Genomic DNA, 21,209 nt, shown 5'->3' on the forward strand with positions numbered 1-21,209 from the left:
ACTATTAGAAGTGCGGGTTCGCTGTCGGAGTCGAAGATGAAAAACTGGCTGGACGAGATCAAGTGGGACGCTGATGGCCTGGTGCCGGCGATTGCCCAGGATCACAAGACCGGACGCGTGCTGATGATGGCCTGGATGAACCGCGAAGCGCTGGAACTGACAGCGGCGGAAAACCGTGCCATCTACTGGTCACGTTCCCGTGGCAAGCTGTGGCGCAAGGGCGAAGAGTCCGGCCACGTACAGACCCTGCATGAAATGCGTCTGGACTGTGACGCCGACGTGATCATCCTGATGGTTGAACAGATCGGCGACATCGCTTGCCATACCGGCCGTCAAAGCTGCTTTTACCGTGTCTTCGAAAACGGCGACTGGAAAACAGTCGACCCGGTACTCAAAGACCCGCACGCCATCTATTGCGCAGGACACAAACATGAGTGACACCCTGACCCGTCTGGCCGAAGTGCTCGAAGAGCGCAAAGGCGCCGCTGCCGACAGCTCGTATGTGGCTAGTCTGTATCACAAGGGTCTGAACAAGATTCTGGAGAAAGTCGGCGAAGAGTCGGTCGAAACCATTATTGCCGCCAAGGACGCCGCCATCAGCGGTGATTGCAGCGACGTGATTTACGAGACCGCCGACCTGTGGTTCCACAGCATGGTCATGCTCGCCCAACTGGGGCAGCATCCGCAGGCTGTGCTCGATGAACTGGATCGTCGCTTCGGTCTGTCCGGACACGTCGAGAAAGCCTCGCGTCCGTCCGCCTGAACAACTTTGAGAGAGGAACTGCAACATGGGCATTTTTGACTGGAAACACTGGATCGTCATTCTGGTAGTCGTGGTGCTGGTGTTCGGCACCAAGAAACTGAAAAACCTGGGCACCGACGTGGGTGAGTCGATCAAGGGCTTTCGCAAAGCCATGAACGACGACGAGAAGCCAGCCGCCGATCCAACCGTGACGCCTGCGCAGCCGGTGCCACCGGTGCAGCCGCAAGCCACCGCTCAGGCCAATCCGCCGCACACCATCGATGTGCAGGCGCAGAAAGTTGAAGAGCCGATCCGCAAAGACGTGTGAGCACTGACTAATGTTTGGTATCAGCTTCACTGAACTGCTGCTCGTCGGCCTCGTCGCCCTGCTGGTGCTGGGCCCCGAGCGACTGCCGGGCGCTGCACGCACCGCCGGCCTGTGGGTCGGGCGACTGAAGCGCAGCTTCAACGCGATCAAACAGGAAGTTGAACGTGAAATCGGTGCCGACGAGATTCGTCGGCAACTGCACAACGAGCACATTCTGTCGCTGGAGCAGGAGGCGCGGAAGATTTTCAATCCGGTTCAGCAGGAGCCGACCCCGGTTGAGCATGTCGGCGAGCAGACGATTCATGCGCCAGCCGCGCCCGCTGCACCTGCACCTGCACCTGCACCTGTTGCAGCGCCGACAGAACCAGTGCCCGCTGCTGCAAATACTTCGGTTGAACACGTAGCCCCAACCGCCGCGCCGACCACACCAGCGCCTCACGACCCTACACTGCCGCCGCGAGCCCCATGAGCGATCTCCCCGAAAACGACCAGCACATGCCGCTGGTTTCGCACCTCACCGAGTTGCGCACCCGTCTGCTGCGTTGCGTGGCGGCGATTTTCATCATCTTCGCCGGGTTGTTCGCGTTCACCCAGCAGATCTACACCTTCGTCTCGACGCCGCTGCGCCAGTACCTGCCGGTGGGCGCGACGATGATCGCCACCGACGTGTCGTCGCCGTTCCTGACGCCGCTGAAGCTGACGATGATGGTTTCGCTGTTCCTCGCGATTCCGGTGATTCTGCATCAGATCTGGGGCTTCATCGCGCCGGGCCTGTACAAGCATGAGAAGCGCATTGCCGTGCCGCTGCTGGTTTCCAGCATCCTGCTGTTCTACACCGGCATGGCCTTCGCCTATTACTTCGTGTTCCCGCTGATTTTCAAATTCTTCGCCGCCGCCACCCCGGCCGGCGTGGAAATGATGACCGACATCGCCAGCTATCTCGATTTCGTCATGACGCTGTTCTTCGCCTTCGGCGTGGCATTCGAAATCCCGGTGGCCGTGGTGCTGCTGGTGTGGATCGGCGTGGTCGACGTCAAATACCTGAAGAAGATCCGCCCGTACGTGATCATCGGCTGCTTCGTGGTCGGCATGATCCTCACCCCGCCGGACATTTTCTCCCAGACCCTGCTGGCCGTGCCGATGTGGATGCTGTTTGAAATCGGCATTCTGTTCGGCAGCCTGGTCAGCAAGCGCGAACGCCCGGAAGAAGCAGCCGACGATCACAACGACCCGCCGCCAGCGACCCAGGCATGAACCTGCTGCTGCTCGAAGAGGCCGATTTCATTGCGCCCGACCGTGTGGTGCTGCGTGATCGTCGCCTGACCCATATGCAGGACGTTCACCGCTCGGAAGTCGGTGACAGCCTGCGAGTCGGGCGTGTAGACGGGTTGATGGGTTCGGCCGAGTTGCTGCGCCTGGAAGCGGGTGAAGCTGAACTGCGCGTCACCCTCGACCAACCGCCACCGGCCAAGCTGCCACTGACATTGGTGCTGGCCCTGCCCCGCCCGAAGATGCTCCGTCGGGTGTTCCAGACCGTGGCGACCATGGGCGTGTCGAAGGTGATTCTGGTCAACAGCTACCGCGTCGAAAAGAGCTTCTGGCAGACGCCGTTTCTTGAACCGCAAGCGATCCGCGAACAATTGATCCTCGGCCTCGAACAGGCCCGGGATACCGTCCTGCCGCACATCATCATCGAGAAACGCTTCAAACCATTTGTCGAAGACCGTCTGCCAGCCATCACCGACGGCACTCTCGGCCTGGTCGGCCATCCCGGCAACTACCCGCCGTGCCCACGCGCGCTCAACGAACCGGTGACCCTGGCGATCGGCCCCGAAGGTGGCTGGATCCCCTACGAAATCGATCTGCTGGCCAAATCCGGATTGCAACCGGTGCAACTGGGTGAGCGCATTTTGCGGGTTGAAACCGCCGTGACCGCCCTGCTCGCCCGCCTGTTCTAAATTCGCCACATCCCCTGTGGCGGACAAATGGCGTTACAGATTGCCATCACCCAGCCGATACAGTTCCCATAAGTCCAATGAGTGGTCTGAGGGAGTCGTCGCATGTACCGTTGGTTAGCCGAGAGTCTTGGAAACGTCAGCGTCAAACGCAAGCTGGGAATCGGTTTCGGCCTGGTGCTGGTGCTGACGCTGTTGATCACCTTCACCGGCTGGACCGGCATGAGCGGCATCATCAGCCGTGGCGACAAGCTTGGTTTCATCTCCGGCCTGAACGAGCTGACCAAGGATCTGCGCCTGGCGCGCCTGGACTATGAAGCCCGTCGTGGCGAACAAGGTCCCGGCACCGTCAACGAACTGCTTGGCAAACTCGACAGCGGCCTGCAAACCGCTCACACCCTGATCGAGCAACCCTCCGATGCGGCAATGGTCGATCAGCAACTGGCCGCCGTCGCCGAATACAAACGCGCCTTTGCCGACATGACCCAGGCCACCGTTCAGCGCGAAGACGCCCGCAGCAAGCTTGGCGCCAATGCCGACAACGCCGTGGCGAAGATTTCGGAAGTTGAAAAATCCATGCTGCAGGGCGACAGCGTCGCCCAATTCAACAGCGTGATCGAACTGAGCAAACTGCTGCAGCAGGCGCGCTATCAGGTGCGCGGCTACACCTACAGCGGCAAGGCCGATGCTGAGCAGCCGGCGCTGGACGCCATCGACAATGCGCTGAAGAATCTCGAGAGCCTGCCATCGAAGCTGCCGGAACAGCACATCGCCAACCTGCAGCAGGCCACTGACTCAATCAAGGCCTATCGCGCAGCGGTCGCCCAGTTCCGCGACTCCCAGATCAACACCGCCAAGGCCAAGGCAATCATGTCGGCTCAGGGCGACATCCTCCTCGATGTGAGCAAAAAACTCACCGAATCCCAGACCATCGTGCGCGACACCGATGCCGCACACGCCAAGAACATGCTGATCATCGCCACCCTGCTGGCGGTAGCTTTCGGCCTGCTGGCGGCCTGGGCGATCACCCGGCAGATCATCATTCCGTTGAACCAGACCCTGCAGGTTGCCGAACGCGTGGCGGCCGGCGATCTGACCCACAACCTGGTCTCGCTGCGGCGCGATGAACTGGGCCAATTGCAACGCTCGATGCAGAGCATGACCCAAGGCCTGCGCGAGTTGATCGGTGGCATCAGCGAAGGCGTCACCCAGATCGCCAGCGCTGCCGAAGAACTGTCGGCCGTGACCGAGCAGACCAGCGCCGGGGTCAACAATCAGAAGATCGAGACCGACCAGGTCGCCACCGCCATGAACGAAATGGCCGCCACCGTGCAGGAAGTCGCGCGCAACGCCGAAGAGGCTTCCGAAGCCGCCGTTGCCGCCGACCAGCAGGCCCGCGAAGGCGACAAAGTGGTGGGTGAGGCGATCACCCAGATCGAGCGTCTGGCCGTTGAGGTGGGCCACTCCACCGAAGCCATGGGCGACCTCAAACGCGAAAGCGACAAGATTGGCAGCGTGCTCGACGTGATCAAGTCCGTGGCCCAGCAAACCAACCTGCTGGCGCTCAACGCGGCAATTGAAGCGGCGCGTGCGGGCGAGGCCGGCCGTGGCTTCGCGGTGGTTGCTGACGAAGTGCGCAGCCTTGCCCAGCGCACGCAGAAGTCCACCGAAGAGATCGAAGAACTGATCGTCGGCCTGCAAAACGGCACCCAGCAAGTGGCGACGATCATGGACAACAGCCGCAGCCTGACTGACAGCAGCGTTGAGTTGACTCGTCGTGCTGGCGGTTCGCTGGAAAGCATCACCCGCACCGTCTCGGCGATTCAGGCGATGAACCAGCAGATCGCGGCAGCAGCCGAGCAGCAGAGCGCCGTGGCCGAAGAGATCAACCGTAGCGTGCTGAACGTGCGCGATGTGTCGGATCAGACCTCGGCGGCGAGTGAAGAGACAGCAGCGTCCAGCGTTGAACTGGCGCGACTGGGGACGCATTTGCAAATGCTGGTGGGTCGATTCAAGGTTTGAGCTAACGGATCTGCCTCGGTTCGCTCTGGCCCGAGGTGATGTTATCGCTGGCAGCCAGCTTCATCCCAAGGCGCGGGACTTCTCAGCGCCATAAAACCCGCTTTCGCGGGTTTTTTTCATCAGGCCGGTTGAGCCTGCGGGCTGACCGGTCGCAGCGGTAGCAGCGGCGCGTGTGGGTCGGCTTTCACCGATGCGCGCCAGGCGTTGAGCCACTCGGCGTGACCTTCGGCCCAGACCTGCTCGTGCAGCCGCGCCAAAGCGACCGGATCGCTCAACAGTTGCAGGCGATCATGGTTGCTCAGCGCTGCCGGGCCAACCTTCAGTGCGTGACGCACACGCTCCTGACGCAGCCACTCGATCGGCTCCGCCTGGCCGTGACGGGCCGTCGCCAGCGAGCACGCCAAAGCGTTCTGCTGCGGGTCGACCACGGCGCGGACAAAGCCGTCGTTCAGTGCGTGCCAGCGATTTTCGTGGGTGTACTGATCGGTGGCCAACAGCGCCTGTGGCGGATTGTATTCCTCAGGGATGAGGAACAGGCTCTCGTCACGGGACTTCAAGCCCAGACCCACACGGCTGGAAATCACCGACACCGGGATCGACAGCATCAGCGAACCGACGATAGGCACCAGCCACCACAGGAAGCTTGGGTTCAGCCAGATCACCAACAGCGCCCAGCAGAAGCCCAGCAGCGTTTGCGGACCGTGGCGCTTGACCGCCTCGCTCCATGGCGTGGAGTCGTCGTCACGCTGCGGCGAGTTCCAGGTGGCGGCCCACCCCAGGAACGCAGCCAGTACGAAACGGGTGTGGAAAATCATCCGCACCGGCGCCAGCAGCATGGAGAACAGCATCTCCAGCAGCATCGACAGCGTCACTTTGAACTTGCCGCCGAACTCTTTCGCGCCCTTGGCCCAGATCAGGATGATGCTCAACAACTTCGGCAGGAACAGCAGCACGATCGTGGTCGAGAACAGCGCGATTGCCTTTTCCGGGTGCCATTGTGGCCACAGCGGATAGAGCTGGCGCGGTTCGAGGAAGTATTGCGGCTCCATCAGCGTGTTCACCGCCAGCAGCGCGGTGGACAGCACCAGGAAGAAGAACCACAACGGCGCCGACAGGTACGACATCACGCCCGTCAGGAACACCGCACGGTGCACCGGGTGCATGCCTTTGACCAGGAACAGTCGGAAGTTCATCAGGTTGCCGTGGCACCAGCGACGGTCACGCTTGAGTTCGTCGAGCAGGTTGGGCGGCAACTCTTCGTAGCTGCCCGGCAGGTCGTAGGCAATCCACACGCCCCAGCCGGCACGCCGCATCAGCGCCGCTTCCACGAAGTCGTGAGACAGGATCGCCCCGGAAAACGCGCCTTTGCCCGGCAACGGCGCCAGGGCGCAGTGGTCGATGAACGGCTTCATGCGGATGATCGCGTTGTGACCCCAGTAATGGGATTCACCCAACTGCCAGAAGTGCAGACCGGCAGTGAACAACGGGCCATACACGCGGGTCGCGAACTGCTGCATGCGCGCATACAGGGTGTCCATGCCCGACGCACGCGGCGCGGTCTGGATAATCCCGGCGTCCGGCGTGGCTTCCATCAAGCGCACCAGACTGGTCAGGCACTCGCCGCTCATGACCGAGTCGGCGTCGAGCACGACCATGTACTTGTAGTCACCGCCCCAGCGACGGCAGAAGTCGTCGAGGTTGCCGCTCTTGCGTTTCACACGGCGGCGTCGGCGGCGATAGAAAATCTTGCCGAAGCCTTTGGCTTCGCGGCAGACGTCCAGCCAGGCTTGTTGCTCGGCCACGCAGATGTCGGTGTCGTTACTGTCGCTGAGCACGAAGAAGTCGAAACGATCCAGGTCACCGGTAGCGGCCACCGATTCGAACGTCGCACGCAGACCGGCAAACACCCGAGGCACGTCTTCGTTGCAGATCGGCATCACCAGTGCGGTGCGCGCATCTTTTGGAATCGCCTCGTTGCCGGCGCTTTTGCCGGAGATGCGGTATTTATCGTGACCGGTGAGCAATTCGAGAAAGCCCATCAGTGCGGTCCAGAAACCGGCAGACACCCAGCAGAACAGAATCCCGAACAGAATCAGGATGCTGGTTTGCAGCGCATACGGCAGCACTTGCGTGGCCGTTTGCAGCAGCGGCTGGTGCAGGACTTCGTCGAGGTCGACGAACGACCAGCCCTGGTACGGCATGATGCCTTTCATGTACCAACCGGCAACGATGGTCTGGCCGAGCATCAGCAGCAACAGAATGTAGCGGCGGATCGAACCGACGGTACGCCAGCGCGCGGCCGGCAGTACGTTTTCGTCTTTGGGCGGTTGCGGCGGGTTGGTGCGGCCGGTCAGGCGGCGCCAGCCACGCACCAGAACATTGGTACGCCAAGGCTCCGGCACGACTTTGGTGCGACGAATCGGCGGCGTGGCCTTGAGGCTGATCCGGCCGCTGGCGTCGAGCACCAGCATTTGCGCATCTTCCAGCGCTTCGGCCGTGCTCAAGGTCAGGCGCTTGCCCACCGAAGCCTGGGCGGCTTCGGTCGGCGCGTCGAACGTCGAGGATGACAGGCGTTCATGCAACTCGCTGAACGACTGGCAACCCGCGAGTTCCGCGCGCTGCTCGTCGGTCATCGGCAGATGCGCCAGATACTCGGACAGAGTCTCTGGCTGTACTTGAGAGTTACTCATCGGCAGGCAACTGATAGCTCCAGGTCTCGGTCAGGACTTCTTCAGTCGGTGCCGATTCCGGTGTGGCTGGGGCCGCGTCCGCAGCGGCTGGCTGCTTGGCGTCTTTATTGGCCTTGTCCTTGGCCTCTGCGTCTGGCTTGGCATCTGCCTGTTTGGCCTCGGCTGCCTTGGCTTCCTTGTCGGCTTTCGCTTGTTGCTTGGCGGCCACCTTGTCGGCTTTGGCAACGGAGGAGTTGGACGTCGGCACGGCCGACTTGGCCAGATCAGCGGTTACCAATGGCTGAACCAGTGCGGCACGCATTTCGGTCGACTTGCTCGCGTCCTTGATTTTCATCCGCAGGGTCAAGCGCCAGCCCTTGGTTTCAGGGTTGTAGCGCACGCTGTTTTCAACCAGTTCGGCGTTGTCACCGACGCTGACCTGGCTGCGAACGTCGGCATCCGGGGCCAGCGCCGCCAGCGATGGACCTTCGAAGTCGACCAGGTAGGCAACGCTGCCATCGGGTTGACGGATCAGATTCGACTGCTTGACGTCACCGGTCGAACGCAGCGTCTGCGCAACCCAGGCGCTGTCCGGTGCGTGAATCGCGGCTTCATCCATGGTCCAGTGCATGCGGTAGGCGAAGTCCAGTGGCTGGCCCGGCTCCGGCATTTTTTCCGGGCTCCAGAACGCAACGATGTTGTCGTTGGTTTCGTCGGCGGTCGGAATCTCTACCAGATCAACGGTGCCCTTGCCCCAGTCGCCCTTCGGCTCGATCCAGGCGCTTGGGCGCTTGTCGTAGCGGTCGTCGAGGTCTTCGTAGTGGCTGAAGTCACGGCCACGTTGCAGCAGACCAAAACCGCGCAGGTTGTCGACGCTGAAGTTGCTCACGGCCAGGTGTTTAGGGTTGTTCAGCGGACGCCAGATCCACTCGCCATTGCCGGCATGGATCGACAGACCGCTGGAGTCGTGCAGTTCTCGACGGTAGTTGAGGACTTTGGACGGCTGGTTGGCGCCGAACAGGAACATGCTGGTCAACGGGGCGATGCCCAGTTTGCCGACCTTGTCACGCAGGAACATCTGCGCCTTGACGTCGACAATGGTGTCGCTGCCCGGACGCAGGATCAGACGATAGGCGCCGGTGGCACGCGGCGAATCCAGCAGGGCGTAGATCACCAGATGCTTGTCAGCCGGCTTGGGCTGTTCAATCCAGAACTCGCGAAAACGCGGAAACTCTTCGCCCGACGGCAATGCGGTGTCGATGGCCAGGCCACGCGCCGACAGCCCATAGGTGTGCCCCTTGCCGACGACGCGGAAGTAGCTCGCGCCCAGCATGGTCATGATTTCGTCTTGCTTGTCGGCCTTGTTGATCGGGTACAGCACACGGAAACCGGCATAACCGAGTTTATCGGTGGCCTTGGGATCGAATTTCAGATCGCCGAAATCGAAACGCGAAGGATCGTATTTGATCTCTTCGACGGTGTTAGCCGTGATTTCGTTGATTTTCACCGGTGTATCGAAGTGCATACCCTGGTGATAGAAGGACAGTTTGAACGGGGTCTTCTGATCAGCCCACTCAGCCTTTTCGGTGAGGAAGCGGATTTTCTGATAGTCCGCGAATTTCATGTCGCGGAATTCGTTCGGCAGGTTGCTGCGGGGGGCTTCGAACTTCTGTCCGGCCAGCTCTTTAGCCTTGGCCGATACATCGTCAAGATTGAACGCCCAAAGCTGACTGGCGCTGAGCAGGCACAGGAGCGCGGAGCCCGCTACCAAAGCACTTCGAACGCGTTTGGCAGACAATTTTGCTGCATTACAGGGACTAACAATCACGAGCAACCCTCGCCGAAAACAGATCAAAAAACCAACGGCCAGCTATCTATATGCCAGGTTGGCGAGCATTGTTCCGACTCCGCTGGGGCAAAATGATTCCCCAATCGGATCCAGACAAGTCTCTACCTAAGTCAAAAATGGACCAACGAACGCTGATCCCCATAGCGCGCGATTATCTAGTAGCCCGCGTGACAACGCATCAGGGCTAGCAAAGTATTTATCGCGAAAACACCCTAAAAACAGTCGAAATTTCCTAAAGAAGGTGTTTCCGGTGTTTTCAGGTCTGTAACAAAAAGGTAACCGGGCCATCGTTGACCAAATGCACCTGCATATCGGCGCCGAATCTACCTGATGCCACAGTGCCATGCACCTGTTTCGCTTTGCTTAATAGATAGTCGAACAATTCCTCACCCAGAGCCGGTGGCGCCGCCGTTGAAAAGCTCGGCCGCAACCCGCTTTTGGTGTCGGCGGCCAGGGTGAACTGAGAGACCAGCAGCAACCCGCCTCCCACGTCCGCCAAGGACAAATTCATCTTGCCCTCGGCGTCGCTGAATACCCGATAGTTAAGCAGCTTATGCAGAAGTTTGTCGGCGCTGACACGCGTGTCGTCGGGCTCGATCGCCACCAGAACCAGCAACCCCTGATCGACCGCACCCACTATTTCGCCCGCCACCTCTACGCGAGCGCCACGCACTCGCTGTAACAGGCCCTTCATGCTTCTTCGGGCGGCAGGTCGAGCAGGCGCTGGGCCATGTTGCCCGCGGCGCGCACCAGCGCGTCGGTGATACCCGGTTCGGACGCCGCATGACCGGCGTCGCGAATCACCTGCAACTCGCTGTTCGGCCACGCCTGATGCAATTCCCAGGCGTTATCCAGTGGGCAGATCACATCGTAACGACCGTGAATGATCACGCCCGGCAAGTGAGCGATCTTGCCCATGTCGCGAATCAGTTGGTTCGGTTCAAGGAAGGCATTGTTGGTGAAGTAGTGGCATTCGATTCGCGCAATCGACAGCGCGCGCTGCGGCTCGGAGAACCGATCGACCACCAGCGGGTTCGGCCGCAGGGTCGCGGTGCGCCCTTCCCAGGTCGACCAGGCTTTGGCGGCGTGCATCTGGGCGATCTGGTCGTTGCCGGTCAGGCGCTTGTGGAAAGCGCTGAGCAGGTCGTCGCGTTCGTCCAGCGGGATCGGCGCGATGTAGTCCTGCCAGTAATCGGGGAACAGACGGCTGGCGCCAGCCTGATAGAACCACTCGATTTCCTGCGGGCGGCAGAGAAAGATCCCGCGCAGGATCAAGCCATGCACACGCTCCGGATGGGTTTGTGCATAGGCCAGCGCCAGGGTCGAACCCCACGAACCACCGAACAACACCCATTTTTCGATGCCCAGGTGCTGGCGGATTCGCTCGAGGTCGGCGACCAGATCCCAAGTGGTGTTGTTTTCCAGGCTGGCGTGCGGGGTGGAGCGTCCGCAACCGCGCTGGTCGAAAGTGACGATGCGGTACAGGTTCGGATCGAAATAGCGTCGGCTCTGAGCATCGCAACCGGCGCCAGGGCCGCCGTGGATGAACACGACCGGCAAGCCTTGCGGTAAACCGCTCTCGTCGACGTACAGCGTATGCGTGTCGTCGACAGCCAGATCGTGCCGGGCGTGAGGTTTGATCTGCGGGAACAAAGTCTGCATTGCGCGCTCCGTAAGGGGTCGAGGTCATCCCTGGGGGGGACTTCTATTATTCTGCCGTTGGGCATCATAAACCCGATTTACGTCAATGAGCATGCCTGTGCACTACCGCGATTTTTCTGCTGCCGATAAACCGAGTGGGAGCGGGCTTGCTCGCGAAAGCGGTGTGTCATTCAACCCATATGTTGACTGATGTGACGCCTTCGCGAGCAAGCCCGCTCCCACAGTGGGTTATGCGGTGTAGTGAGACTTTGCCCAGGCCAGATAGCCCTGCAGCAATTCCTTGAGCACCACTTGCGTCGGCTCGGCCAGGTCGGCGCGATAGCGGAACGGTTCGAACTCCTCCATGTAAGTGCACTGACACAGTTCCAGTTGCACGGCGTGGATGTTCTCGGCCGGGTTGCCGTAATGGCGGGTGATGTGGCCGCCCTTGAAGCGTCCGTTCAGGACGTGGCTGTACTCGCCGTGGCGGGCGCAGATCGCTTCCAGTTGCGTGGCCAGTTGCCGATCACAACTGGCGCCATTGAAGGTACCGAGGTTGAAGTCTGGCAGTTTGCCGTCGAACAGGTGCGCGATGATCGAGCGGATCGAGTGCGCGTCGAACAGCAACGCGTAACCGAATTCGGCCTTCAACCGCGCCAGTTCTTCCTGCAAGGTGCGGTGGTACGGCGTCCAGATTTGCTCAAGGTACGTCGCGCGTTCTTCTTTGGAAGGCGCCTGGCCTTCCTTGAACAACGGGATGCCATCGAACAGCGTCGCCGGGTACAGCCCGGTGGTGGCGCCGGCGTACAGCGGCGTGTCGTCAGACGGCCGGTTCAGGTCGATGACGAAACGCGAATATTCGGCTGCCAAAGTGCTGGCGCCCAGTTCTTCGGCAAAATCGTACAACTGAGGAATATGCCAGTCGGTGTCCGGCAGGCTTTTCGCATCAGGGATCAGGCCAGCCTCGACCGCAGGCGTCAGACGCAGCCCCGCGTGAGGCATGCTGATCAGCAGCGGCACACGACCTTGTTTGAAACTCAGAACCTTATCCACATCCGTTCTCCTACAGACTTGATTCGACGCCGTGACGCACGACGCGTTTGTCCAGATCACCACCGAGCCAATAGGCCAGGTCCGCCGGACGATCAATGTGCCAGGCGACGAAATCCGCAACCTTGCCGACTTCCAGCGAACCGTGGGTGTCAGCCATGCCCAGCGCTTGCGCCGCATGAATCGTCGCGCCGGCCAAGGCTTCTTCCGGGGTCATGCGAAAACAGGTGCACGCCATGTTGAGCATCAGGCGCAACGACAGCGCCGGCGAAGTGCCGGGGTTGAGGTCGCTGGCGATGGCGATCTTCACTTTGTGCTTGCGCAAGGCTTCCATCGGCGGCAGTTGGGTCTCACGCAGGAAGTAGAACGCGCCCGGCAACAGCACCGCGACCGTGTCGGATTCGGCCATGGCGATGGCGTCGGCTTCGTCCATGAACTCCAGGTGATCGGCCGACAACGCGTGGTAGCGCGCCGCCAGACTGGAGCCGTGCAGCGAGGACAATTGCTCGGCGTGCAGCTTCACCGGCAGACCCAGTTTGTGGGCGGCGATGAACACGCGCTCCACCTGTTCCGGCGAGAACGCCAGGTATTCGCAAAACGCATCCACGGCATCAACCAAACCTTCGGCGGCCAACGCTGGCAGCATCTGGGTGCAGACCAGATCGATGTAATCGTCAGCGCGATCCTTGTATTCCGGCGGTAGCGCATGTGCGGCCAGACAGGTACTGCGCACGCTGATCGGCAGTTCGGCAGCCAGACGCCGAATCACCCGCAGGATCTTGCGCTCATTGGCCAGATCGAGGCCGTAGCCAGATTTCATCTCGACCGTGGTCACGCCGTCACGCATCAGGCTTTTCAAGCGTTTGGCGGCACTGGCGAACAATTCGTCTTCGCTCGCTTCGCGCGTCGCACGTACGGTGCTGGCGATGCCACCGCCGGCCGCGGCGATCTCGGCGTAGCTAACGCCTTGCAGGCGCTTTTCGAACTCGCCGCTGCGGTTGCCGCCGAACACCGTGTGGGTGTGGCAGTCGATCAGGCCGGGGGTGACCCACGCGCCTTGCAAGTCATTGACCGCCGGGTATTCGCCGGATGGCAATTGATTGCGCGGGCCGATCCACTCGATGTGCGCACCGGACGTCACGATGGCCGCATCCTCGATGATCGAGTAGACGCCTTGCGCCATGGTTGCGACGTGGCAGTGTTGCCAGAGGGTTTTCATCCCAAGTCCTCGTCTTGTTCAAAATCGATTCGCGAGTACGCCCGCTCCCACATTTGGAATGCGTTTCCCTGTGGGAGCGGGCTTGCTCGGGAAAAGGCCATCACAGGCTCGGCAAAAGCCTGGCAGGAACCAGCTCGCTCAAGCAACGCGATGCCAACAACTCAGTCGCGGCATTGATGTCCGGCGCAAAGAACCGATCCTTCTCATAGAACGGCACTTCTTTACGCAAAATCGCCCGGGCCTGTTCCAGCTTCGCCGAGGTTTTCAGACCGTTACGCAAGTCCAGGCCCTGCGCCGCCGCCAGCCACTCCACCGCAAGAATCCCGCGGGTGTTCTCGGCCATTTCCCACAGACGCTTGCCGGCCGCCGGGGCCATCGAGACGTGGTCTTCCTGGTTGGCCGACGTCGGCAGGCTGTCCACCGAGTGCGGATGGGACAGCGCCTTGTTTTCGCTGGCCAGCGCTGCCGCCGTCACCTGGGCGATCATGAAACCGGAGTTCACGCCGCCATTGGCCACCAGGAACGGCGGCAGTTGCGACATGTGCTTGTCCATCATCAGCGAGATGCGGCGTTCGCTCAGCGAGCCGATTTCAGCGATGGCCAGGGCCATGTTGTCAGCGGCCATGGCAACCGGTTCGGCGTGGAAGTTACCGCCGGAAATCACATCGCCTTCAGCGGCGAACACCAACGGGTTATCCGACACGGCGTTGGCTTCGATCGCCAGCACTTCAGCCGCTTGACGGAACTGGGTCAGGCACGCGCCCATGACTTGCGGCTGGCAGCGCAGCGAGTAAGGGTCTTGAACCTTTTCGCAGTTCTGGTGCGAGTCGGATACTTCGCTGCGCTCACCGAGCAGATCACGGTAAGCGGCAGCGGCGTCAATCTGGCCTTTCTGACCACGGGCGGCGTGGATACGCGCGTCGAACGGCGAGCGCGAACCGAGCACCGCTTCAACCGTCAAACCGCCCAGCGCCAAGGCGCCAGCGAACAGGTCTTCACCTTCAAACAGACCGCGCAGCGCAAACGCAGTAGACACCTGAGTACCGTTGAGCAGCGCCAGACCTTCCTTCGCCGCCAGCGTCAGCGGCGTCAGACCGGCGACTTTCAGCGCTTCGGTCGCCTCCATCCACTCGCCCTTGTGCCGCGCCTTGCCCTCGCCCAGCAGCACCAGCGACATGTGCGCCAGTGGCGCGAGGTCGCCGGATGCGCCCACCGACCCCTTGAGCGGAATGTGCGGATAAACCTCGGCGTTGATCAGCGCGGTCAGCGCATCGATCACCACACGGCGGATGCCGGAGAAACCACGGCTGAGGCTGTTGACCTTGAGCACCATAACCAGCCGCACCAGCGCATCGCTGATCGGCTCACCGACACCGGCGGCATGGGACAACACCAGCGAACGCTGAAGGTTTTCCAGGTCTTCGCTGGCGATGCGGGTCGAGGCCAGCAGGCCGAAACCGGTGTTGATGCCGTAGGCTGTGCGGTTCTCGGCGAGGATCTGCTCGACGCAGGCAACGCTGGCTTCGATCTGCGTTGATGCACTGTTGTCGAGGGTCAGCTTGACCGGGTTTTGAAAAACATCACGCAGTTGGGCCAGGCTCAGTTGGCCGGGGATCAGGGTCAGCGCAGTCATTTAAATGCTCCTTTTGAGAGTTTGTTATTAACTACCAGTCGCTCCGGAGCATTCCGTTATCCGTCGTTTCTCGTCTTGTGGACGATCCGCGCCTTGGCACGCTGGTATGGGTATTGTCAGTGCAGATTCGGTAAGACGTTGTGCAGCGCGTTCGTATCTTTCAAAACGCTCGCAGCGGCGGCGATATCCGGCGCCAGCCAGCGGTCCTGATCGTAGGCCGGGACTTTCTCACGCAGCAGGCGCCACGCGATATCAGTGCCCGCGCCAAAACGCTGCTCTTTCAAGAATTCAAACGCCTGCGCCGCCAGCAGATATTCGATGGCGAGGATCTGCGTGCAGTTTTCCAGGGCGCGGTGCAGCTTCAGCGCAGCGTTGGTGCCCATGCTCAGGTGGTCTTCCTGCAAGCCTGAGGTGATGTAGTTGTCGAGCACCGCCGGCTGCGCCAATTGGCGGTTTTCGGCACACAGCGACGCGGCGACGTATTGCACGATCATCATCCCCGAGTTCACCCCCGGGTTGGCCACCAGAAACGCCGGCAAACCGCTGACGTGCGGGTTGACCAAGCGATCGAGACGACGTTCGGCAATCGAGCCGATTTCGGCCATGGCGATTGCCAGCAGATCCGCCGCCATCGCCACCGACTGGCCGTGCGGATTGGCTTGCGACATGACCCGGAAGTTATCCGGCGTACCGAGCAGCAACGGATTGTCAGTGCAGCCGTTGAGTTCGGCTTCGACCTGCTTGATCGCGTGCGCCAGTTGATCGCGCGCGGCGCCATGCACCTGCGGGATCGAACGGATACTCAAGGCGTCCTGCGTGCGAATGCCTTTGCTTGAGGCGATCACTTCACTGCCGTCGAGCAGGGCGCGCAGATTGACACCAACCTGCTGCATGCCCGGGTGCGGCTTGAGCGCGATGATCTCGGCATCGAACGCCGCAATCTGTCCGCGCTGGGCTTCGAAACTCATCGCGCCGATCACGTCGGCCCATTGCAGCAGACGCGTGGCATCGGCAATCGCCAGGCAACTGAGGCCGGTCATGCAAGGCGTGCCGTTGACCAGGCACAAACCGTCCTTCGCCCCCAGTGGCACCGGTTGCAGCCCCTCTTCGGACAACGCCTGTTGCGCCGAGGTGATCTGGCCGCGATAGCTGACATTGCCCACGCCCAGCAGCGCGATGCCGATGTGTGCCATGTGGGTCAGGTAACCCACCGAACCTTGCGACGGCACTTGCGGGGTGATGCCGCGATTGAGCAGCGCCAGCAGCCCTTCGACCACCCGCCGATGAATGCCGGATTTGCCGTGGCTGTAGTTGTGGATCGCCGCGCAGATGATCGCGCGGGTCTGTTCGTCAGGCAGTACCGGACCAACGCCGCAGGCGTGGCTGAGCAAGGTATTGCGCGACAACTGGCTGAGTTGTTCGTCTTTGAGCGAGACGTTGGACAACCCGCCCAGACCAGTGTTGACGCCATACGCGCGCTCGCCGCTTTCGACGATGCGCTGGACGATGGCCTGTGCGTTTTCGATGCGCGCCCAGGTCTCGCTCGACAACTCCAATTGCGCGCCGTGCCGGGCGACGGCGACCACGTCCTGCCAACGCAGGGGGCTGCCAGTGATAACGATTTTTTCAGCCTGGGACATCTAAAACCTCAACCGTAATATTGATGCAGCTTTACCGACGCCTTCGCGAGCAAGCCCGCTCCCACAGGGGACGCATTCCAAATGTGGGAGCGGGCTTGCTCGCGAAGGGGCCGGACCAGCCAACACAAAACTGCCTAAACCACCGCCGCCCGCCGCTGCACGAACCGGTCGACATATTCATCAGCCGGCGAATGCAGGATTTCTCTTGGCGTGCCGACCTGAATCAGCTTGCCGTCCTTGAGAATTGCAATGCGATTCCCGATGCGCACGGCTTCGTCGAGGTCGTGGGTGATGAAGACGATGGTCTTGTGCAGGGTCTTTTGCAGCTCCAGCAACTGGTCTTGCATCTCGGCGCGGATCAACGGATCCAGGGCGCTGAACGCTTCGTCCATCAGGATGATGTCGGTGTCCGCCGCCAGAGCCCGGGCCAGGCCGACTCGCTGGCGCATGCCTCCGGACAGTTGGTGCGGGTATTTGTTTTCGTAGCCCTTGAGGCCCACGGTATTGATCCAGTGCAGCGCACGTTCAGAGCACATCTGCTTGCTTTCGCCGCGCACTTTCAGGCCGTAGGCGACGTTGTCGAGGACGGTCTTGTGCGGCAGCAGGCCGAAGCTCTGGAACACCATGCTGATCTTGTGCCGACGAAATTCGCGCAGGGCATCCATGTCGTATTGCAGGATGTCCACGCCGTCGACCAGGATCGCGCCGCTGGTCGGGTCGATCAGACGATTGAAGTGGCGCACCAGGGTCGATTTGCCCGAGCCGGACAGGCCCATGATCACGAAGATCTCGCCGGTGCCGATGCTCAGCGACAGGTCATTGACCCCGACCACGCAACCGGTTTCGCTCAGTACCTGATCCTTGGTCTTGCCCTGGCCGACCATCGCCAGTGCGTCCTTGGCACGGTTGCCGAAAATCTTGAAGACGTTTTTGACTTCGATCTTGCTCACGGTTGCGTCGTTCATTTGCTCACCTCATGCCGTGGCCGACCGTATGCCTGAGTAATGCGGTCGATGACCACTGCGAGAATCACGATCGCCAGACCGGCTTCGAGGCCGCGTCCGACGTTGAGGGTCTGAATGCCCACCAGTACGTCTTCACCCAGACCCCGGGCACCGATCATCGAGGCGATCACCACCATCGACAGGGCCATCATGGTGGTCTGGTTGATCCCGGCCATGATGCTTGGCAGGGCCAGCGGCAGTTGCACGCCGAACAGTTGCTGCCAGCGGTTGGCGCCGAAAGCGTTGATGGCCTCCATCACCTCGCCGTCGACCTGGCGAATGCCCAGATCAGTCAGGCGAATCAGCGGTGGTGCGGCGTAGATGACGGTCGCGAAAATCGCCGGCACCTTGCCCAGACCGAACAGCATCAGCACCGGGATCAGATACACGAAGCTAGGCATGGTTTGCATGATGTCGAGCAGCGGCATCAACACCGAACGCAGGCGATTGCTGCGTGCCGAGAGAATCCCCAGCGGGATGCCGATCAGCACCGAAATGATCGTCGCGACCATCATCAGCGCCAGGGTTTGCATGAGCTTGTCCCACAGGCCGACAGCGCCCACCAGAAACAGCAAACCGACGATCACCGCGGTGGTCGCCACTTTGCGTGTGGCGTGCCAGGCCACGGCGCCGACGATCGCCAGCATCAACCACCAGGGTGCTGCACGCAGCATGCCTTCGAGGTTGACGATGGCCCACAGCAGCGTGTCGGAGATGTGGCGGAACACATCGCCGTAGTTGGTGACCAGCGAATCGACCCAACCGTTGACCCAGTCGGCGATGGAAAAGGTAAAGCTTTCGGGAAACATAAGAGACTCTCAATCAAGGGGTTGCGATCAAGCGTCCGACTGCCGATGCCGGCAGCCGGAGAAGCTCAACCTACAAGGCCGCGTCGATTTTCCTGGCGGCGTCGTCGCTCACCCACTTGTGCCAGACTTCAGGATGTTCCTTGAGGAAGATTTTCGCCAGTTTCGGCGACTCGATACGTTCCTTCGCCATGCGTCCCAGGTTCTGGTTCAGCAGGTCGATCGGCAGGTTGACCTTTTCCAGCACGGCCACCAGTTCCGGGGCTTGCTCGTGGAAGGTTTTCGACAGGCCGACCTTGATGCTCACTGTCTTGTCGACGCCCGGTTTTTCTTCGAGCTTGACCGCGTCGATCTGGCCCATCAGCGGGGTCGGCGACCAGTAGTAGAACAGGATCGGTTCACCACGCTTGTAGCTCGACAACACCGCCGCATCCAGCGCCGGGCCGGTGCCCGGACGGAAGTTGGTGTAGCTGCTTTCCAGACCATAGCTTTTGAGCATTTCGCTGTTGTCCAGTTCGCAGGTCCAGCCAGCCGGGCAGTTGTAGAAACGGCCTTTGGAAGGTTCTTCAGCGTCCTTGAACACGGCGGCGTATTTGCCCAGGTCTGCGATGTTTTTCAGGTCCGGGGCTTTGGGCTCAAGCTTGCGCTTGGCGTCGCCTTCGATCACGTAGCGCGGCACGTACCAGCCTTCAACGGCGCCCACGATCGGCGCGCCGACACCAACGACCTTGCCGGCCTTCTCGGCCTTGTTCCAGACCTCGCTGCGGCCGACCCATTCTTCGGCGAACACTTGAATGTCGTTGCTGCTCAGGGCGTTTTCCATGGTGATGGAGTTGCCCGGCAAGCTATCGGTCTTGCAGTCGTAACCTTTCTCCAGCACCACTTGCAGCACGTCAGTCAGCAGCATGGCGCTTTCCCAGTTCAGCCCGGCGAATTTCACCGGTTTGCCCGATTCGCACCAGCCGGCCGCCTGGGTGGCGCCGGCACTGGCGAGCAGGCCCATCGAAAGCAGTGTGGTCAGCAGGGTCTTGTTCGATTTCATTGTCGTGACGCTCCTAATCATGAGTTGGGCTTACGGCAGTCAAGAGGCATCCAGCCCTGTCCACGTCCAATCAGGCCTGCGCCGCAGCGCGACTGGCCCTGTTTTTCTCAGGTTGTGCATGGCTGTCCTGCTCGACCGGCAGAATCAGGTGATCGGGCACCGTGCTGTGCCATTTTTTTGCGCACACGTAATAAAGGGCGGCGGGCAGCACCAGGCCGATGATCCAGGAAATATCCACATCGCCGAGGGCGGCCACCAGCGGGCCGGTGTAGAACTTGGTGGAAATGAACGGCAGTTGCACCAGCACACCGAACACATAGACGCTGATACCGAGGACGTTCCAGCGGCCGTAGCGACCATTTGGATCGGCCAGTGCCGGCACGTCATAGCGCTCGCGGGTGATGCAGTAGTAGTCGACCAGGTTGATCGCGCTCCAAGGCGTGAAAAACGCCAGCAGGAACAGAATGAAGGACTTGAACGCACCGAGGAACGAGTGCTGACCGAGCAATGCGATCAGCGTTGCCGCCCCGACGATGACCACCACGAAAACCAGACGCTGCAAGCGCGACACCGTCAGGTGGCCACGGAAACCGCTGATGATGGTCGCGATGCACATGAAGCTGCCGTAGGAGTTCAGCGTCGAGATGGTGACCTTGCCGAACGCGATGCTGAAATACAGCAACGCAGCGGTGGCACCGGTTCCGCCCAGACCGACGATATAAGCCACTTCATGGCCGGCGAACTGGCCGTTGGCTGAAGCGGCAGCGAACACACCAAGGATCATCGCCACTTGTGCGCCAATCACCGAACCGGCGCCCGCAGCGAAAAAGGTTTTCACCGCTGACGTCTTGCTCGGCAGGTAGCGTGAGTAGTCCGCCACGTAAGGGCCGAAAGCGATCTGCCAGGACGCCGCGAGCGACACCGCCAGCAAAAAACTGCTCCAGCTAAAGTGACGGATTTGCAGGAGTGCACCGACGTCGGTCTGGCTCATCAGACGCCAGAACAGAAATACGAAAGCAATCACGCCAATGACGCTGGCGACGCGGCCAATCCAGTGGATCACCCGATAACCCATCACCGTGACCAGCACGATGACACTGGCGAAGATCAGAATGCCGATGCTGTCGCTGACGCCAAACAACTGGCCCAGCGCCTGGCCGGAAAGCACCGTGCCCGTTGCGGTGAAACCCAGGTACATCAGGCACACCAACACAATCGGGATGGCCGCGCCATAAACGCCGAACTGCACACGGCTGGAAATCATCTGCGGCAGACCGAGTTTCGGCCCTTGCGCCGCATGCAGTGCCATCACCCCGCCGCCCAGCAGTTGACCGATCAACAGACCGATCAACGACCAGAACACATCACCGCCCAGCACCACGGCCAACGCCCCGGTGACAATCGCAGTGATTTGCAGGTTGGCACCCATCCACAGGGTGAATTGGCTAAACAGACGACCGTGTCTTTCCGCTTCCGGGATGTAGTCGATCGAACGCCTTTCGATCAACGGTTTGTTGCCTGCACGATCAGGGTTAACAGCCATGATTCAACCTCTGTGGATTGTTATTCGAGTTCACTGAGCGTCTTGCGTGGGTTGCTTTTGGTGGGA

19 protein-coding genes and 1 pseudogene are annotated in these 21,209 nt (G+C 60.9%); 8 read left to right on the forward strand and 12 right to left on the reverse strand.

Annotated elements, in window-relative coordinates; all coding sequences use genetic code 11:
• Nucleotides 1–36 precede the first annotated feature (36 nt).
• The 8 genes and pseudogenes from hisI (at nucleotide 37) to AACY50_RS28695 (ending at nucleotide 5,047) form a co-directional block, all read left to right on the forward strand.
• Nucleotides 37–438: a phosphoribosyl-AMP cyclohydrolase gene (gene hisI, locus AACY50_RS06600; RefSeq protein ID WP_123470722.1), complete on the forward strand. Its 402-nt coding sequence runs from the start codon at nucleotides 37–39 to the stop codon at nucleotides 436–438.
• Nucleotides 431–763 (forward strand): phosphoribosyl-ATP diphosphatase, encoded by a 333-nt coding sequence (locus AACY50_RS06605; protein WP_007909355.1) that lies wholly within the window; start codon nucleotides 431–433, stop codon nucleotides 761–763. Before hisI ends, AACY50_RS06605 begins: the two co-directional genes overlap by 8 nt.
• Before the next feature lie 25 nt (nucleotides 764–788).
• Entirely contained in the window at nucleotides 789–1,070 is a 282-nt protein-coding gene (locus tag AACY50_RS06610) for a twin-arginine translocase TatA/TatE family subunit (RefSeq protein WP_003220847.1), read from the forward strand.
• A gap of 10 nt (nucleotides 1,071–1,080) precedes the next feature.
• Nucleotides 1,081–1,539 carry a Sec-independent protein translocase protein TatB gene (gene tatB / locus AACY50_RS06615; RefSeq protein WP_339538325.1) on the forward strand — a complete coding sequence of 153 codons (459 nt, stop codon included), beginning with the start codon at nucleotides 1,081–1,083 and terminating at the stop codon, nucleotides 1,537–1,539.
• Complete coding sequence (gene tatC / locus AACY50_RS06620; protein WP_260455779.1) at nucleotides 1,536–2,324, forward strand: twin-arginine translocase subunit TatC; 789 nt, start codon at nucleotides 1,536–1,538, stop codon at nucleotides 2,322–2,324. The genes tatB and tatC overlap by 4 nt, the downstream gene beginning before the upstream one ends.
• Nucleotides 2,321–3,028, forward strand: a complete 708-nt coding sequence (locus tag AACY50_RS06625; protein ID WP_339432970.1) for a 16S rRNA (uracil(1498)-N(3))-methyltransferase — start codon at nucleotides 2,321–2,323, stop codon at nucleotides 3,026–3,028. Before tatC ends, AACY50_RS06625 begins: the two co-directional genes overlap by 4 nt.
• A gap of 219 nt (nucleotides 3,029–3,247) precedes the next feature.
• Nucleotides 3,248–4,192, forward strand: a pseudogene (locus AACY50_RS28690) (methyl-accepting chemotaxis protein); the annotation flags it as partial.
• Between the two features lie 141 nt (nucleotides 4,193–4,333).
• Entirely contained in the window at nucleotides 4,334–5,047 is a 714-nt protein-coding gene (locus AACY50_RS28695; protein ID WP_401159731.1) for a methyl-accepting chemotaxis protein, read from the forward strand.
• 119 nt (nucleotides 5,048–5,166) lie between these two features.
• On the opposite strand, the gene mdoH is transcribed toward AACY50_RS28695, so the two are convergent.
• The 12 genes from mdoH to AACY50_RS06690 form a co-directional block, all read right to left on the reverse strand.
• Entirely contained in the window at nucleotides 5,167–7,737 is a 2,571-nt protein-coding gene (gene mdoH / locus AACY50_RS06635; protein ID WP_339432972.1) for a glucans biosynthesis glucosyltransferase MdoH, read from the reverse strand.
• Complete coding sequence (locus AACY50_RS06640; protein ID WP_339432973.1) at nucleotides 7,730–9,544, reverse strand: glucan biosynthesis protein G; 1,815 nt, start codon at nucleotides 9,542–9,544, stop codon at nucleotides 7,730–7,732. The genes mdoH and AACY50_RS06640 overlap by 8 nt, the downstream gene beginning before the upstream one ends.
• A 277-nt stretch (nucleotides 9,545–9,821) precedes the next feature.
• On the reverse strand, nucleotides 9,822–10,259 hold the full coding sequence (dtd, locus tag AACY50_RS06645; protein WP_339432974.1) for a D-aminoacyl-tRNA deacylase: 438 nt from the start codon (nucleotides 10,257–10,259) through the stop codon (nucleotides 9,822–9,824).
• Nucleotides 10,256–11,227, reverse strand: coding sequence for a prolyl aminopeptidase (gene pip / locus AACY50_RS06650; RefSeq protein ID WP_339538327.1), 972 nt, complete (start codon nucleotides 11,225–11,227; stop codon nucleotides 10,256–10,258). Before pip ends, dtd begins: the two co-directional genes overlap by 4 nt.
• A gap of 228 nt (nucleotides 11,228–11,455) precedes the next feature.
• Nucleotides 11,456–12,259 (reverse strand): N-formylglutamate deformylase, encoded by an 804-nt coding sequence (gene hutG / locus AACY50_RS06655; protein ID WP_339432976.1) that lies wholly within the window; start codon nucleotides 12,257–12,259, stop codon nucleotides 11,456–11,458.
• 10 nt (nucleotides 12,260–12,269) lie between these two features.
• Entirely contained in the window at nucleotides 12,270–13,475 is a 1,206-nt protein-coding gene (gene hutI, locus AACY50_RS06660) for an imidazolonepropionase (RefSeq protein ID WP_339464004.1), read from the reverse strand.
• A gap of 100 nt (nucleotides 13,476–13,575) precedes the next feature.
• Nucleotides 13,576–15,108 (reverse strand): histidine ammonia-lyase, encoded by a 1,533-nt coding sequence (gene hutH / locus AACY50_RS06665; RefSeq protein WP_339538328.1) that lies wholly within the window; start codon nucleotides 15,106–15,108, stop codon nucleotides 13,576–13,578.
• Nucleotides 15,109–15,224: 116 nt separating this feature from the next.
• Complete coding sequence (gene hutH / locus AACY50_RS06670; RefSeq protein WP_339538329.1) at nucleotides 15,225–16,748, reverse strand: histidine ammonia-lyase; 1,524 nt, start codon at nucleotides 16,746–16,748, stop codon at nucleotides 15,225–15,227.
• Between the two features lie 134 nt (nucleotides 16,749–16,882).
• Nucleotides 16,883–17,713, reverse strand: coding sequence for a quaternary amine ABC transporter ATP-binding protein (locus AACY50_RS06675; protein ID WP_339464000.1), 831 nt, complete (start codon nucleotides 17,711–17,713; stop codon nucleotides 16,883–16,885).
• Nucleotides 17,710–18,561: an ABC transporter permease gene (locus AACY50_RS06680; RefSeq protein ID WP_221733120.1), complete on the reverse strand. Its 852-nt coding sequence runs from the start codon at nucleotides 18,559–18,561 to the stop codon at nucleotides 17,710–17,712. The genes AACY50_RS06675 and AACY50_RS06680 overlap by 4 nt, the downstream gene beginning before the upstream one ends.
• 70 nt (nucleotides 18,562–18,631) lie before the next feature.
• Nucleotides 18,632–19,600, reverse strand: a complete 969-nt coding sequence (locus AACY50_RS06685) for an ABC transporter substrate-binding protein (protein ID WP_339432981.1) — start codon at nucleotides 19,598–19,600, stop codon at nucleotides 18,632–18,634.
• A 70-nt stretch (nucleotides 19,601–19,670) separates the two neighbouring features.
• The gene (locus AACY50_RS06690) at nucleotides 19,671–21,143 is read right to left on the reverse strand and encodes a purine-cytosine permease family protein (protein ID WP_339494841.1); all 1,473 of its coding nucleotides are present in this window, start codon (nucleotides 21,141–21,143) and stop codon (nucleotides 19,671–19,673) included.
• Nucleotides 21,144–21,209: the final 66 nt, after the last annotated feature.

This window comes from Pseudomonas sp. RA_15y_Pfl2_54 (assembly GCF_963971015.1).
GTDB classification, from domain to species: Bacteria; Pseudomonadota; Gammaproteobacteria; order Pseudomonadales; family Pseudomonadaceae; genus Aquipseudomonas; species Aquipseudomonas baetica_A.

Excerpts from the sequence above, each read along its gene's own strand:
- hisI (WP_123470722.1), top strand. The coding sequence starts at position 37 with ATGAAAAACTGGCTGGACGAGATCAAGTGGGACGCTGATGGCCTGGTG.
- AACY50_RS06605 (WP_007909355.1), top strand. The coding sequence starts at position 431 with ATGAGTGACACCCTGACCCGTCTGGCCGAAGTGCTCGAAGAGCGCAAA.
- AACY50_RS06610 (WP_003220847.1), top strand. The coding sequence starts at position 789 with ATGGGCATTTTTGACTGGAAACACTGGATCGTCATTCTGGTAGTCGTG.
- tatB (WP_339538325.1), top strand. The coding sequence starts at position 1,081 with ATGTTTGGTATCAGCTTCACTGAACTGCTGCTCGTCGGCCTCGTCGCC.
- tatC (WP_260455779.1), top strand. The coding sequence starts at position 1,536 with ATGAGCGATCTCCCCGAAAACGACCAGCACATGCCGCTGGTTTCGCAC.
- AACY50_RS06625 (WP_339432970.1), top strand. The coding sequence starts at position 2,321 with ATGAACCTGCTGCTGCTCGAAGAGGCCGATTTCATTGCGCCCGACCGT.
- AACY50_RS28695 (WP_401159731.1), top strand. The coding sequence starts at position 4,334 with ATGAACGAAATGGCCGCCACCGTGCAGGAAGTCGCGCGCAACGCCGAA.
- mdoH (WP_339432972.1), bottom strand. The coding sequence starts at position 7,737 with ATGAGTAACTCTCAAGTACAGCCAGAGACTCTGTCCGAGTATCTGGCG.
- dtd (WP_339432974.1), bottom strand. The coding sequence starts at position 10,259 with ATGAAGGGCCTGTTACAGCGAGTGCGTGGCGCTCGCGTAGAGGTGGCG.
- pip (WP_339538327.1), bottom strand. The coding sequence starts at position 11,227 with ATGCAGACTTTGTTCCCGCAGATCAAACCTCACGCCCGGCACGATCTG.
- hutI (WP_339464004.1), bottom strand. The coding sequence starts at position 13,475 with ATGAAAACCCTCTGGCAACACTGCCACGTCGCAACCATGGCGCAAGGC.
- hutH (WP_339538328.1), bottom strand. The coding sequence starts at position 15,108 with ATGACTGCGCTGACCCTGATCCCCGGCCAACTGAGCCTGGCCCAACTG.
- hutH (WP_339538329.1), bottom strand. The coding sequence starts at position 16,748 with ATGTCCCAGGCTGAAAAAATCGTTATCACTGGCAGCCCCCTGCGTTGG.
- AACY50_RS06675 (WP_339464000.1), bottom strand. The coding sequence starts at position 17,713 with ATGAACGACGCAACCGTGAGCAAGATCGAAGTCAAAAACGTCTTCAAG.
- AACY50_RS06680 (WP_221733120.1), bottom strand. The coding sequence starts at position 18,561 with ATGTTTCCCGAAAGCTTTACCTTTTCCATCGCCGACTGGGTCAACGGT.
- AACY50_RS06685 (WP_339432981.1), bottom strand. The coding sequence starts at position 19,600 with ATGAAATCGAACAAGACCCTGCTGACCACACTGCTTTCGATGGGCCTG.
- AACY50_RS06690 (WP_339494841.1), bottom strand. The coding sequence starts at position 21,143 with ATGGCTGTTAACCCTGATCGTGCAGGCAACAAACCGTTGATCGAAAGG.